Origin of the sequence: Puniceibacterium antarcticum, from assembly GCF_002760615.1 — a bacterium.
Taxonomy (GTDB): domain Bacteria; phylum Pseudomonadota; class Alphaproteobacteria; order Rhodobacterales; family Rhodobacteraceae; genus Puniceibacterium; species Puniceibacterium antarcticum.
This window is the reverse complement of the sequence record NZ_AWWI01000054.1, coordinates 19493-31189: the sequence shown is the minus strand read 5'-3', so window position 1 is coordinate 31189 and position 11697 is coordinate 19493. Positions and strand designations below refer to the sequence as shown.

The 11697-nt window shown below is 62.9% G+C and carries 11 protein-coding genes; 2 read left to right on the top strand and 9 right to left on the bottom strand.

Going from position 1 to position 11697, the window contains the following annotated elements; genetic code table 11:
* Nucleotides 1-1302, top strand: a 1302-nt coding sequence (locus P775_RS07240) for a penicillin-binding transpeptidase domain-containing protein (RefSeq protein WP_281256063.1), incomplete at its 5' end; no start/stop codon positions are given.
* Nucleotides 1303-1379: 77 nt separating this feature from the next.
* Here the strand turns inward: P775_RS07240 and P775_RS07235 are convergent.
* The 3 genes from P775_RS07235 to argH are packed head-to-tail and all read right to left on the bottom strand — an operon-like array spanning nt 1380 to nt 3219.
* Nucleotides 1380-1691: a DUF2834 domain-containing protein gene (locus tag P775_RS07235; protein WP_099910347.1), complete on the bottom strand. Its 312-nt coding sequence runs from the start codon at nt 1689-1691 to the stop codon at nt 1380-1382.
* Nucleotides 1691-1831 carry an argininosuccinate lyase gene (locus P775_RS07230; protein ID WP_099910346.1) on the bottom strand — a complete coding sequence of 47 codons (141 nt, stop codon included), beginning with the start codon at nt 1829-1831 and terminating at the stop codon, nt 1691-1693. The genes P775_RS07235 and P775_RS07230 overlap by 1 nt, the downstream gene beginning before the upstream one ends.
* Nucleotides 1828-3219 (bottom strand): argininosuccinate lyase, encoded by a 1392-nt coding sequence (argH, locus tag P775_RS07225; protein ID WP_099910345.1) that lies wholly within the window; start codon nt 3217-3219, stop codon nt 1828-1830. The genes P775_RS07230 and argH overlap by 4 nt, the downstream gene beginning before the upstream one ends.
* Before the next feature lie 24 nt (nt 3220-3243).
* Here argH and P775_RS07220 point away from each other — a divergent pair, with 24 nt between their 5' ends.
* Complete coding sequence (locus tag P775_RS07220; RefSeq protein ID WP_099910344.1) at nt 3244-3798, top strand: TlpA family protein disulfide reductase; 555 nt, start codon at nt 3244-3246, stop codon at nt 3796-3798.
* A gap of 8 nt (nt 3799-3806) precedes the next feature.
* On the opposite strand, the gene P775_RS07215 is transcribed toward P775_RS07220, so the two are convergent.
* The 6 genes from P775_RS07215 to P775_RS07190 all read right to left on the bottom strand — a co-directional run bounded on the left by P775_RS07215 (nt 3807) and on the right by P775_RS07190 (nt 11690).
* Nucleotides 3807-4901, bottom strand: coding sequence for an AbrB family transcriptional regulator (locus P775_RS07215; RefSeq protein ID WP_099910343.1), 1095 nt, complete (start codon nt 4899-4901; stop codon nt 3807-3809).
* Between the two features lie 121 nt (nt 4902-5022).
* Entirely contained in the window at nt 5023-5895 is an 873-nt protein-coding gene (locus P775_RS07210; protein WP_099910342.1) for an extensin-like domain-containing protein, read from the bottom strand.
* Nucleotides 5895-6815 carry a prephenate/arogenate dehydrogenase family protein gene (locus P775_RS07205; protein WP_099910341.1) on the bottom strand — a complete coding sequence of 307 codons (921 nt, stop codon included), beginning with the start codon at nt 6813-6815 and terminating at the stop codon, nt 5895-5897. The genes P775_RS07210 and P775_RS07205 overlap by 1 nt, the downstream gene beginning before the upstream one ends.
* On the bottom strand, nt 6812-7897 hold the full coding sequence (gene hisC, locus P775_RS07200) for a histidinol-phosphate transaminase (RefSeq protein WP_099910340.1): 1086 nt from the start codon (nt 7895-7897) through the stop codon (nt 6812-6814). The genes P775_RS07205 and hisC overlap by 4 nt, the downstream gene beginning before the upstream one ends.
* A 218-nt stretch (nt 7898-8115) precedes the next feature.
* Nucleotides 8116-9405 (bottom strand): nicotinate phosphoribosyltransferase, encoded by a 1290-nt coding sequence (gene pncB / locus P775_RS07195; RefSeq protein WP_099910339.1) that lies wholly within the window; start codon nt 9403-9405, stop codon nt 8116-8118.
* Complete coding sequence (locus P775_RS07190; protein ID WP_099910338.1) at nt 9342-11690, bottom strand: hybrid sensor histidine kinase/response regulator; 2349 nt, start codon at nt 11688-11690, stop codon at nt 9342-9344. The genes pncB and P775_RS07190 overlap by 64 nt, the downstream gene beginning before the upstream one ends.
* Nucleotides 11691-11697 lie beyond the last annotated feature (7 nt).

The window sequence follows — 11697 nt, the reverse complement described above, 5'->3', positions numbered from 1 at the left end:
CGCGACGCCAGCCCCGTGGCGCGCCGCCCGGTGCCGCAACTGGCGCCGCATCTGGCGGACCGCGCGCTGGCGCTGGGAACCACCCGTGTGGAAACAACGCTGAACGGCGACCTGCAGGCGCGGCTGGAAACACTGGCACGCACACACATGGCCGGGCGGGACGCGCATCTGTCCATGGCGATCCTGGTGGCCGATCACACCACCGGCGAAATCCTCGCCTCTGTCGGCTCGCCAGACTATGACCGCACGCAGGGACAGGGGTTCATCGACATGACACAGGCGGTCCGCTCGCCAGGATCGACCCTGAAGCCGCTGGTCTACGGGCTGGCCTTTGACCGGGGCCTCGCCCATCCCGAAACCCTGATCTCGGACACGCCGGTGCAGTTCGGATCTTACGCGCCGCAGAACTTTGACCACCTCTTTCGCGGCGACATCCGGGTCAGCGAGGCGCTGCAACTCTCGCTCAACATCCCCGTCGTCCGCCTGACCGAGGCATTGGGCCCCGCCCATCTGATGCAGGCGCTGCGCCGCGCGGGCGCCCATCCCGACCTGCCCAGCGGCACGGCAGGCCTGGCCGTCAGCCTCGGTGGCGTCGGGCTCAAGCTACAGGATCTGGTGCAGCTCTATGCGATGCTGGCGGAAGGCGGGCGCACAACGCCCCTGCGCTGGACCGGTGCTGCTGCGGAAACGCAAACACAGGTCCTCAGCCCCCGCGCGGCATGGCAGATTGGTCATATCCTCGCCGGGATCGTGCCGCCCGCCGCCTCTGGTCCGCGCGGGCGCGTCGCTTTCAAGACAGGCACGTCCTACGGGCACCGTGATGCCTGGGCCATCGGCTATGACGGGCGCTATGTGGCCGGGGTCTGGATCGGGCGACCAGATGGCACGCCGGTGCCCGGTGCCTTTGGCGCCGATACCGCCGCCCCCCTGCTGTTCGAGGTGCTGGGACGTACCCGCAGCACACCGGTCCCCCTGCCGCCGCCGCCCGCCGACACGCTGATGGTGTCCAACGCCGCGCTGCCCCTGCCGCTGCAGCGCTTCGGCGGCCCGCAGGGCACAACGCCCAACTTCTCGATCCGCTTCCCGCCCGAAGGCGCGCGCCTTGAAACACAAAACGACGGCATCATGCTGAAACTGCGCGACGGCACCGCGCCCTTCACCGTCCTGCGCGACGGCGCGGTGATCGCCACAAACCTGCGCCGCCCGGAACTGCTGATCCCCGCCAAAAGCCCCGGATTCACAACGCTTTCGGTGATCGACGCCACCGGCGCCTCAAGCCGCGTGTCGGTAGAACTGCGCTGACAGTCTCCCAGTTTTCATCTGCCCAAAAATATCCCGGGGGAGTCGCCGATCAGGCGACGGGGGCAGCGCCCCCGACCTCAGCGCGCGGGACGGGAGCGAACGTAAAGGTACAGCGGAAGGCCGCAGCTGACCCCAATGCAAAAGATCGCCGGAATACAGATCAACGCCACCCAGTTGCGCCGCACCGCCACCTCGCTCAGAATCCACAGCGTCAAGGCAATGGCCGCAATTGTCAGATCCCAAACTAGGCCCGTGGTCGAGGCGTTCACATACCATGCGTCAATCATCGCTCCGAAATCCCAGCCGTTCTGGCTGAGATATGTCATGAACCAGTACATCGGATGCACAGCACCCCAGGCGGCAAGCGCAAGCCAGAGCCAGCGCAGCATCAGCCCGAAATCCCTATGTTCGCCGTGCCGGTAACGCTCATGGATACGCCGGGTGTCTCGGGCTTTTTCGGTGCAATGGGATCGCCGTCTGCCCCGCATCCGGCGAGCGCGAGAACGCCCAGTATCAAGACAACCTTCATCCCAAAATCTCCTGCCAGCGGGCCACCTGCTCACGCACGCGCATCGGCGCCGTGCCGCCATAGCTCAGACGCGAGGCGACGGAATTGTGCACGCCCAGCACTTCGAACACCGCTTCGGTGATGCCCTCGTGCACGCCCTGCATGTCGTCCAGCGCCAGATCCGGCAAATCGCAGCCCTTTTTCTCTGCCAAAGCCACCAGCGCCCCCGTCACGTGATGCGCCTGACGGAAGGGTAGGTCGAGAATGCGCACAAGCCAATCAGCAAGATCGGTTGCGGTCGAAAAACCGCTCGCCGCCGCCCGTTCGAGCGAGTCGCGGTTGGCGGACATATCCCTGACCATGCCCTCCATCGCGGCCAGCGCCAGCATAAGGTTGTCGGCGGCGTCAAAGACCTGTTCCTTGTCTTCCTGCATGTCCTTGGAATAGGCCAGCGGCAGGCCCTTCATCACCATCATCAGCGCGACATTGGCGCCAAAGATCCGCCCGATCTTGGCGCGGATCAGCTCGGCCGCATCGGGGTTCTTCTTTTGCGGCATGATGCTGGACCCGGTCGAAAACCGGTCCGACAGGGTGACAAAGCGGAACTGGGCCGAGGACCAGATCACCAGCTCTTCGGCAAAGCGGCTCAGGTGCATGGCGCAGATCGACGCGCAGGACAGGAACTCCAGCGCGAAATCACGGTCCGACACGGCATCCAGTGAATTCGCCATGGGCCGGTCAAACCCCAGCGCCTCTGCCGTCATGTGCCGGTCGATGGGGAACGACGTTCCCGCCAGCGCCGCAGCGCCCAGCGGCGATTCATTCATCCGGCGACGCGCATCGCGCACGCGTGACAGATCGCGCGAGAACATTTCGACATAGGCCATCATGTGATGCCCCCATGTCACCGGCTGCGCGGTCTGCAGGTGGGTGAACCCGGGCATGACCCAATCGGCCCCCGCCTCGGCCTGCGTCAAAAGCGCCTTCATCAGCGCGACAAGACCCGCCTCTGTCGCATCCAGCTGATCGCGCACCCAGAGCCTGAAATCGGTCGCCACCTGATCATTGCGCGACCGCGCGGTGTGCAGACGGCCCGCAGGGGTGCCAATCACCTCGGTCAGGCGGGATTCGACATTCATGTGGATGTCTTCCAGCGCGGTCGAAAAGGCGAAGGTGCCGGTCTCGATCTCTGACAAGACCGTGAGAAGGCCTTTCCTGATCGCCTCGACGTCGATAGGACTGACGATGCCCGTGGCGCCCAGCATCGCGGCATGGGCCCGAGAGCCGGCGATATCCTGGGCTGCCATCCGCTGATCGAACCCGATCGAGGCATTAATTGCCTCCATGATCGCGTCCGGTCCGGCGGCAAAGCGGCCGCCCCACATCTGGTTCGAGGTTGTGTCAGACATAAGCAAAGCCCTTCGGAGGCAAAAATGAAACGGTTTCTTTACGCGTTCGTCTATACCGGCCTTGTCGTTCTTGCAAACCCGGCCCTTGCCGATGTTGCCGCCGCCACTGCTGCGCGTGAGGGGGACATGAAAAAGATGAACTTTCACTCTGAGCCCACAGCGGTCGGCACATCCGAATTCACCACCTTTGATGGCGAACCTCTGTCGCTGGCCGATTATCAGGGCAAATGGGTGCTGGTGAACTTCTGGGCAACATGGTGCGCGCCCTGTCGGCACGAAATGCCCATGCTGTCCGAGTTGCAGACCGAACTGGGCGGCGATGATTTCGAAGTGCTGACCATTGCCACCGGGCGCAACCCGCAGACCGCCATGCAGAAATTCTTTGATGAGATCGGGGTGAGCAACCTGCCATTGAACCGCGATCCGAAATCAGAGCTGGCCCGCGAGATGGCGGTTCTGGGTCTGCCGATCACCGTGATCCTGAACCCAGAGGGGCAGGAGGTCGGGCGGCTGCAGGGCGATGCAGAATGGTCATCGGACAGCGCCAAGGCGATGCTGCAGGCGCTGATTGACAGCTGAGGCGAGGATCAGCCCTGCGACGACCGGCTTTGCAGCCAGCGAAACACAAGTGGCGCGACCAGGATCACCATGGTGATCCGCACCACGTGGTGGGTTGCCACATAGGCCACCTCGGCATGCATGGAGAGCGCGACCAGGCTCATCTCGGCCAGTCCCCCCGGGGAATAGGCCAGCAGCACCTGTTCGGTGGTCTGGCCGAACAGGTCGTGAAAGGCGACGGCAAAGGCCACGGTCACCGCGAGCATGATGATCGTCGCCCCGAGGCTGAGCAGCAGGGCATGGCCGATATCGCGCGCCTTTGATCCGACGAACCGGCAGCCGATGATCGTGCCGAGGATCAGCTGTGCAAGCACAACCAGTTCGGACGGGGGCGGATTGCTGGTGAGCCCGGCCAGATGCGCCGCCGCGCTGACCAGCATCGGGCCGATCAGGGTCGGCGCAGGCAGGCGCAAAAGCGGGCCGAGGTAAAAGCCTATGACCCCGCAGATCAGAAGCACCAGAAGATCCTGCAGCGGAATCTCGGAAAAGCTGACGCCGAACTGCGACCTGTCGCCCAGATCATAGCCCGCGATCAGCCGGAACCAGACCGCCACCAGCGAGACGACTATGACGATCCGCGCCGCATGGGCCAGCGCAATCCGCGCATCATCGCCGCCAAAGTCGCGCCCGATCAGGATCATCTCGTTCAGGCCCCCGGGCATGCCTGCGAAATAGGCGGTGACCGTGTCGAAACCCCCGAACCGACGGTAGAACGGCACCACCAGCAGGCAGGAAGCGGCAAGGTAAAGTCCAAGGAAGCTAAAGGACAGCAGCCAGTCCCCGGCCTGAGAGAGGACATCGGGTTTGAACCCCGCGCCCAGCATGACGCCGATCACTACGATCACATAGGGGCGCACCCGCAGCGGTGGGCGGATCGGTGCGTTCAGCACGGCAGCAATGGTGTTGAAGATCATCGGCCCTAGCATCCAGGGCAGCGGCGCACCAAGGGCGCTGAACAGCAATCCCCCGGCCAGACCAAGGGCAAGCGCGAGGGCGATATGCCCCCAAAGCGCGCGGGGCGACAGCGTCTTGAGCTGTTCGTCCTTGTTTCTGGCAACTACCATGCGGGCAATGCCGGTGATCTGCGCCAGGGCTTCTGGGCCATGCTCACCTCATGTCTTTAAACGGTGCGGTGCTGCACCCCGGGCTTTCTTCGACTGGCAGGGCAAGAGTGTCAAGTGTGGCTCAGCGACAATAGGATCCGCTGCGATACCGCGCTGTGTCGAAGTGGAAATGGTCCTTGTGAAACCCGTCAGACCCCGGCCCCAGAACGGTGCCAAAGGGACCACAGGCAGCCTTGTGCAGTTTGCGTAGCAGCAGACCATCCCGGATCGTGTCCCAGTCGTCGAGCACCGTGATGTTGGTCCCGTCGCGCATCTGGAAACCCGAAATGTCGATGGCGTGGCCCTTGGCATGTTCGGAAATCTTGGCGCCGGGCTGGTTGTTGCGCGAGCGGCAGACGTAATGCGCCGCCACATTGATCTGCGTCACACCGCCGCCGCGTACGCCGATGGCGGGGGTCAGGGAGGTGTCGATCCAGCGCTTCAGCGTCTTGGCAGTGGTGCAGTCGATCATCGCGCTCTGGCTGAGCTTGATCCCGTTGACAGACCGCAAGCGCACCGCGTCATCGATGCCGCAGCCGCGACTGCTCCCCGGCACGGGACCGACATGTTCGCCCTGAAGCGCGGGATCGCCGCAAATCGCGCCGCGCGCCACCTTCTGACGCACGACGATTGCCGCCTTGACGACGCTTGCGGGCCGTGACGTAGGGCGCAGTGCCTGGCTGACGGCCAGCGGCGAGGTGTCGGCGGCGCCTGCCTGCTGCAAGGGTGCCTTCGCAGCTGAGTCGGGCGCTGCTTCAGGCGTGGAAATCTGGGGGCGCGGTGCTGGGCGGCTTTCTGCCGAAAGCGCCGCCAAAGGCGACTCCGGCGTTGCGGAAAGGTCAGGGGTAGCCTGACTGACCGGGCGGGCAACGGGATGGAGGGAATGGTCAGGAGCCTTTGCAAAGGCGGGCGTGGCGAGGGTGATGGCCAGCAAGCCTTTGATAAGGTATCGCATTAACGCTCCGTCTTGGCACGCCCAAAGTCCGGGGCATCCGTGTCCTGTCCAGCCTCGATGATACCACGCCGAATGGCCCGGGTGCGGGTAAAATAGGCGTGAAGATGATCGCCGTCCCCGGTGCGGATCGCCCGCTGCAGGGCAAAGAGTTCTTCGGTAAACCGGCCGAGGATCTCAAGCGTCGCCTCTTTGTTGTTCAGGAAAACATCGCGCCACATGGTCGGATCGGATGCGGCGATACGGGTGAAGTCGCGGAAACCGGCAGCGGAATACTTGATGACCTCACTGTCGGTCACGCGGCGCAGATCATCCGCCACGCCCACCATCGTGTAGGCGATCAGGTGCGGCGTGTGGCTGGTCACGGCCAGAACAAGGTCGTGATGTTCGGCATCCATCACCTCGACATTCGCGCCCAGCGCCTGCCAGTAGGTGGTCAGAGTCTCGACCGCCTGCGGATCTGTGCCCTCGACCGGGACGAGAAGGCACCAGCGGTTGTCGAAGAGGCTTGCAAAGCCGGATTCGGGGCCGGAATGTTCCGTCCCGGCCAGCGGGTGGCCGGGCACGAACTGCACACCTTCGGGCAGGTGGGGGGCAACCGCCTCGATCACTGTCTTCTTGACCGATCCGACATCGGTGACGGTGCAGCCGGGTTTCAGATGCGGTCCGATTTCGGCAGCAACCACGCCCATGGCGCCCACGGGGACGCACAGGACCACAAGATCGGCGTCCCTCACCGCCTCGGCCGCGCTGTCGCAGACCGTATCGCACAGCCCGATGCGGCGGGCAGTGTCACGGGTCTGCGCGGAGCGCGCGTACCCGGTGACATGGCCAGCCACGCCTCGGCGCTTCATCGCCCAGAACATAGAAGAGGCGATCAGACCCAGTCCTATCAGGGCGACGCGTGGGTAAACTTGGCTCATCTTTGACCTGCCTTGAACTGCCCCACAGCATGGGCAACCCGGCGGCACGAAGATTCATCGCCCACCGTGATGCGCAGGGCATTGGGCAGCTTGTAGGACCCCACCCGGCGCACGATCAGGCCCTGCGACTGCAGGTAAAGATCGCAGGCCTCTGCCTCTTCGACCGAACCGAAGCGGGCCAGCACAAAATTCGCGGTGGAGGTGTCCGAGGCCACGCCATGTTCGGCGAGGGCCTCGGACAACCAGGCACGCATGCGGGCGTTTTCGGCGCGACACTTGTCAGCATAGGCCTGATCTCTGACCGCCGCCTCGGCCGCGACCATCGCGGTACCGGACAAGTTGAAGGGGCCGCGAATACGGTTCAGCACATCGATGATCGCTTGCGGGCCATAGCCCCAGCCGACGCGCAGCCCCCCGAGGCCGTAGATCTTGGAAAAGGTGCGCGTCATCACGACGTTGTCGCGCGCCTCGGTCAGCTTGGCGCCGCCATCATAGCCATCGACATATTCCGCATAGGCACCGTCCAGAACCAGAATCGCCTGCGGCGGGATGCCTGCGGCGAGGCGTTCGATTTCGGCCATGCCGATCATCGTGCCGGTGGGATTGTTGGGATTGGCAACAAAGACCAGTTTCGTGCGCTCGGAACAGCCGGCCAAGAACGCATCCACATCCGTCACCCGTTCGCTTTCAGGAACCTCGATCGGGGTCGCGCCGGAAGCCAGCGCGCTGATGCGATACATGCCAAAGCCGTGGACCGAGTGTACGACCTCGTCCCCTGGGCCGGCATAACACTGGCAAAGAAAGTGGATGATCTCGTCACTGCCGACACCGCAGATGATGCGGCCCGCATCCAGCCCGTGCACATCGGCGATCGCCTGACGCAGCGGCCCGTGATCGGTGTTGGGATAGCGGTGCAATTCATGGGCAGAGCGGCGGACAGCCTCCATCGCGGCGGGGCTGGGGCCAAAGGGATTCTCGTTCGAGCTGAGCTTGACCACATTGGACACGCCGTCCAGATGCGCGATGCCGCCCTGATACAGAGCGATGTCCATGATACCGGGCTGAGGCGTGATCTGTGTCATATCTGGTCTCCTTGCAGGACCGTCTTTAGCTGCGGAGTGTTTGCAAGAAAAGCGGCAAGTTCGGACGATCGGTTGAAGGCTGCTGACGGGGCTGCAGGAACGCGCCCGGTGCCTGCAGAATGTGGGCCTGCGCGCACGATAGGACTGTCCGGGCGGCCATGAGCGCCCGGACGTGGACGCGTGACGGCGATCACCCCGCGCCTGAGTGCCTGAGTGGCTTACACCACCACTTCGAACGGTTGTTGCGCGCCGACCTCGAACACCCGCTTGTAGCGATCAATTTCGCTCTGTGGTCCCATTGCCTTGTTCGGGTTGTCCGACAGCTTGACCGTAGGGTGGCCGTTCGCCGACACCGCCTTGCAGACAAGGCTGAACGGGGCGAGCCGGTCATCTTTGGTCAGGCCGCGAAAATCGTTGGTCAGCAGGGTGCCCCAGCCGAAACTGACGCGGACCCGGCCCAGAAACTGCTTGTGCAGTTCGACGATCTTGGCCTCGTCCAGACCATCCGAGAAGATCACCAGCTTGGTGCGCGGATCCTCGCCCCGTTCCTGCCACCACCTGATCGCCGTCTCCGCGCCGGTGGCGGGATCGCCGCTGTCGATGCGGATACCGGTCCAGCGGGCCAGCCAGTCCGGCGCGTTGCGCAGAAAACCGTTGGTGCCATAGGTGTCAGGCAGGATGATGCGCAGGTTGCCCTCGTGTTCCTCGTGCCAGTCCGCCAGAACGTCATAGGGTGCCACGGCCAGCGCCGCGTCATCCTTGGCCAGTGCGGCATAGACCATGGGCATTTCATGGGCGTTGGTGCCGATCGCCTCCATATCGCGGTTCTTGGCGATCAGGCAGTTCGACGTGCCGGCGAATCCCGCGCCCAGCCCCTCTTGCATGGCTTGCACGCACCAGTCCTGCCAGAGAAAGGAATGCCGCCGACGGGTGCCAAAATCGGCAATCTTGAGGTCAGGCACCTGACGGAGATGTTCGACCTTTTCCCAGAGCTTGGTCATGGCACGGGCATAAAGCACCTGCAGTTCGAACCGCCCCATGGTGTTCAGAACGGCGCGCCCGCGCAGCTCCATCAGCACCGCAAGGGCGGGAATTTCCCACAGCATGACCTCTGGCCAGCTGCCTTCGAAGGTCAGTTCGTACTGATCGCCGACGCGTTCCAGATGATAGGGCGGCAGGCGCAGCTTTTCGAACCAGTCCATGAAATCGGGGCGGAACATCTGGCGTTTGCCATAAAAGGTGTTGCCGCGCATCCAGGTTGATTCCCCGCGCCGCAAGGACAGCGAGCGGATATGATCCAGCTGTTCACGCAGCTCACCCTCGTCGATCAGATCGGCCAGCGGGATATGGGTCGAGCGGTTGATAAGGCTGAAGGTCACCTGAGTGTCGGGCTTGTTGCGAAATACCGACTGGCACATCAGCAGCTTGTAAAAGTCTGTATCGATCAGCGATCTGACGATCGGATCGATCTTCCACTTGTGGTTCCAGACGCGGGTTGCGATGTCCAATTCGGGGCCTCGTTTGCTTGTCCCTTCCCTGTTACGCGATCCGTCGGGGGCGATCCAAGCGGTTTGTGCACCTTTGGACACCGTGCCAGTGCGGCCAGCAGGTCAGACTTGCGAAGAGGCTTTGTCAGGAAATCATTCATTCCTGCCGCAAAACAGGCTACGCGGTCCGAATCAAAGGCATTGGCCGTCAGCGCGATGATGTAGGGCTGCGGTCCAGAGCCACTGCGAATTTGGACAGTTGCCGAAATGCCATCCAGTTGCGGCATGGAAACATCCATCAACACTACATCCGGCGCGTATTCGCGGGACAGTTCAACCGCCTCGATCCCGTTGGTTGCAAACAAAAGCTGCACCTCAACCTCTGCAAGATACCGTGTGATCAGCAGGCTGTTGGTTCGATTGTCCTCGGCCAGAAGGATTTTGAGCTTACTCAGCTCTGCCAGACCCGGCATCGTTGAGGGCGCCGGACGGGCGCGGCGATCCGCCCCGCCCCCCCCTGCCACAAAGCTGAAGGCAAAGCTGGCACCCGGTTTGTCGTTCGGCACAATGACCAGATCCCCGCCCATGCGCCGTGCCAGCTGGCGCGAAATGGCAAGACCCAGACCGGTGCCGCCGAACTTGCGGGTCGTGGCGACATCCGCCTGTTCGAACTGATCAAAAATGCGCATGGCCTGATCAGATGAAACACCGACCCCGGTGTCCGTCACACTGATCCGCACAGCGTAGCTGGTCCCGGTCCGTTCGGCCCAGGTGCGCAGCGTGACGCCGCCGGTATCGGAAAACTTGATCGCGTTTCCCAGAAGATTGAGCAGCACCTGCCGCACCCGCCCTTCGTCGCCGACAATGACTTCGGGCAGGGCGACATCGTGGCAAATGTCCAGAAACAGACCCTTGTCCCGCGCCGAACTGCGCAAAAGATCCACCGACAGGCGGACACACCGCGCCAGGTTGAAAGGCTCCTCGGCCATGCGCATCTTGCCGGCGTCAAGCTTGGAGTAGTCCAGTATATCATCGATGATCCGCAACAGCGCCTCGGCAGAGGTGTTGATTGCGCTGACATATTCCCGCTGCTCAGGGCCCAGCGCGCTTTCGGACAGCAGATCCGACATGCCAATGATGCCATTCATCGGCGTGCGGATTTCATGGCTCATCGTGGCAAGAAAGGCCGCCTTGGCGCGCACGGCCTCTTCCGCCCTCGCGGTGGCTTGGGTCAGCGTAAGTTCGTGTGTCTTGGCGGCGCTAATGTCGCGTTCGATGGCAACGACCATATCCGTCTGTCCCTGCTCATTACAGATCGGCACAAGATTGCTGTCCACCCAGATCTGGCGCCCGTCTTTGGTGTAGTTCAGGATATTGGTGCGAAACGGCCTGCCAGCCCCCAAAGCTGTCCGAATAGCGCGGACGGTTTCCGCATCGGTTTCAGGGCCGTTGAGCAAATCGCCGACATTGCGGCCAACCGCTTCGGTCAGGGCAAAGCCGGTCATCTGTACGAATGCCTCGTTGACCCAGAGAATGCCGCCCAGTTTGTCGGACATGATCACGCCGTCATTGGCATGGCGCGCGACAAGTGCCAGCTGGCGGGCTTCGCGCTGACTGTCGAACAGATCGCGGTTGCTTTGCTCCAGCGCCTGAGCGCCCTCGATCAGATCCCGACTGAACTGCACTTGATTGCGTTGTGACGCGATGACCAGTTTCAGGAAGATGCGCACAATATAGGCCATCATCAGAACGGCCATCATTTCGTAAGCGTGATAGGATTCCAGCCCGCCTTCCAGAACGACGTCGACAACCATGTAAATCATGCCGGTTGCCGTATAAATCCCGAGGCGGGTCTTTCCCGCAAGGGGATGATATGTCAGCACAAAGCCCGCGTTTGAGACCGCCCCGACCAGAAAGGCGAAAGCAAAAAAACTGATATAGTTTCCTGTGTGGAACGTGAGGGTCAGGAGAATGCAGGCTGCGATGGTCAGCGCCTGAAAGCCGGCGGACACTGTGGTGAGCGCACGCAACCAGCCGAAGGATCGCCCCTGCTCATGCCAGCGCGGCACCTGACGCAGGATCGCACAATCCACCGCTTCGCCCAGCAACGCCAGAACCAGTGCAATCGCTCCCGTCTGGGCCGTTTCCAGAAACACCAGCGACCCCGATCCCATGAGGGTCAGCGCCTGACGCCTCCAGAAATGCCTGACACGTCCCCGCGCATAGCGCAGCAGCAGTCCGATGGGCGAATGTCGCGCTTCGAACGCGATCGCCTGAGCGTCGGAGCCAAGAGAGGAACGCGCCATGCCGGGT

Excerpts from the sequence above, each read along its gene's own strand:
- argH (WP_099910345.1), bottom strand. The coding sequence starts at position 3,219 with ATGTCTGACACAACCTCGAACCAGATGTGGGGCGGCCGCTTTGCCGCC.
- hisC (WP_099910340.1), bottom strand. The coding sequence starts at position 7,897 with ATGACACAGATCACGCCTCAGCCCGGTATCATGGACATCGCTCTGTAT.
- P775_RS07220 (WP_099910344.1), top strand. The coding sequence starts at position 3,244 with ATGAAACGGTTTCTTTACGCGTTCGTCTATACCGGCCTTGTCGTTCTT.
- P775_RS07190 (WP_099910338.1), bottom strand. The coding sequence starts at position 11,690 with ATGGCGCGTTCCTCTCTTGGCTCCGACGCTCAGGCGATCGCGTTCGAA.
- P775_RS07230 (WP_099910346.1), bottom strand. The coding sequence starts at position 1,831 with ATGAAGGTTGTCTTGATACTGGGCGTTCTCGCGCTCGCCGGATGCGGG.
- P775_RS07215 (WP_099910343.1), bottom strand. The coding sequence starts at position 4,901 with ATGGTAGTTGCCAGAAACAAGGACGAACAGCTCAAGACGCTGTCGCCC.
- P775_RS07210 (WP_099910342.1), bottom strand. The coding sequence starts at position 5,895 with ATGCGATACCTTATCAAAGGCTTGCTGGCCATCACCCTCGCCACGCCC.
- P775_RS07235 (WP_099910347.1), bottom strand. The coding sequence starts at position 1,691 with ATGCTGCGCTGGCTCTGGCTTGCGCTTGCCGCCTGGGGTGCTGTGCAT.
- P775_RS07205 (WP_099910341.1), bottom strand. The coding sequence starts at position 6,815 with ATGAGCCAAGTTTACCCACGCGTCGCCCTGATAGGACTGGGTCTGATC.